Source organism: Shimia fortis (assembly GCF_040225985.1).
Lineage (GTDB): Bacteria > Pseudomonadota > Alphaproteobacteria > Rhodobacterales > Rhodobacteraceae > Shimia.
On sequence record NZ_JBBPEU010000036.1, the window covers coordinates 1 to 1,390 of the forward strand.

Here is a 1,390-nt window from a genome sequence, read left to right on the forward strand (position 1 = left end):
CGTATCAGTCGACAGCGACGGCGACGCGGTCATGGACATGCGGTTCGTCATCAATGCCCAGTCCGCGCTGGATGCCGGTGATTTCATCCTGTGATGTTAACCGGCCCGCAAGAGGCGTGGCGCAAGCAATTATTGAAGAAAGGAAGAAATAAATGCCGATCAATGTAATTAACGGGTTAGTGACAACAGGTCAGACCTTGGGGGTTGGAGACGATCTTGTTGTCACGCAAATCGGCAGCCTCATGTCATCCGGACGCGCCGTTTCGGCCACGCATGACGAGGATGTGTCAGTAGCGATCTATGGCACAGTCACTGCCGGCGATGAAGCCCTCTATTTTTCGGGTGGGGGTGACAGCTCCTCGGCCACGATTTTTGTGGGCGAAACCGGTGTGGTGAGAAGTTTTCAAGATACCGCCATGCTTTTTTACCGCGACGGGGTCGTTATCGAGAATAACGGCGCCATTTCGTCCGGCGATAGCCCGGCGATCCTTTTTGCGACTGGTGTAAATGGCGCGAACATCCATAACACCGGAACAATCAGTGGCGGTGTAGATGCACATACAATCTCGTTTGCGGGTAATTCCACATTAACTGCAGTTGGGACATTCAGAGTAACCAATTCGGGCATAATCAGGTCAGACAACAATTTGGTGAACGGCCTTTACGAAAACATGTGGGTGACCAATTCCGGCACGATGATCTCGACCGATGACGGCGTGGTTCTCTCGGGATCGACTTATACCAATTCGATCTGGTTGCTGAATTCGGGCCAGTTTCTGGCAAATGACTATGCGGTTTATTCCACATATGGCAGTGACCGGATCACCAATCTTGGTGAAATGGCCGGAAACATCTATACCTCACAAGGGGATGATCGGGTCGTGAACTCGGGCCGGATCATCGGAAACATCTCCACTGGCAGAAACGATGACTTTGTCCGCAATTCCGGGTTTGTCGATGGCATAGTTAGGCTTGGGGAAGATGGGGATGAGTACCGTGGCTATGGAGGCCATGTCACCGAAGGGATTGAGCTTGGTTTCGGGGATGATGCTGCCTGGGTGGATCAATCGGGTGTCGAGATCGACGGCGGCGCTGGGGTCGATACCGTTGTGACCCGCGCAGGGACCACCGTGATCGACGTCGAAGAGGTAACCGTGCGCGGAACCGAGCATGTGGATGTGACCGTCGCGCAAGGTGCCTCGACGGTTTACGGGAACATCGGCGACAATCATTTTATGAACCATGGTGCAGACTCTGTGGCCTTCTATGGCCGCAGCGGGGATGACCGGCTCGAGGCCGGCACCTCTGGCGACACGCTGGATGGCGGGGCCGGGAATGATATGCTGATCGGCGGGACCGGCGTCGATACCATGACCGGTGCCGCGGGCGA

At 55.1% G+C, this 1,390-nt stretch carries 1 pseudogene; it reads left to right on the top strand.

Going from position 1 to position 1,390, the window contains the following annotated elements:
* Positions 1-152: 152 nt before the first annotated feature.
* Positions 153-1,390 (top strand): annotated as a pseudogene (locus tag WNE31_RS18380) (hypothetical protein); the annotation flags it as partial.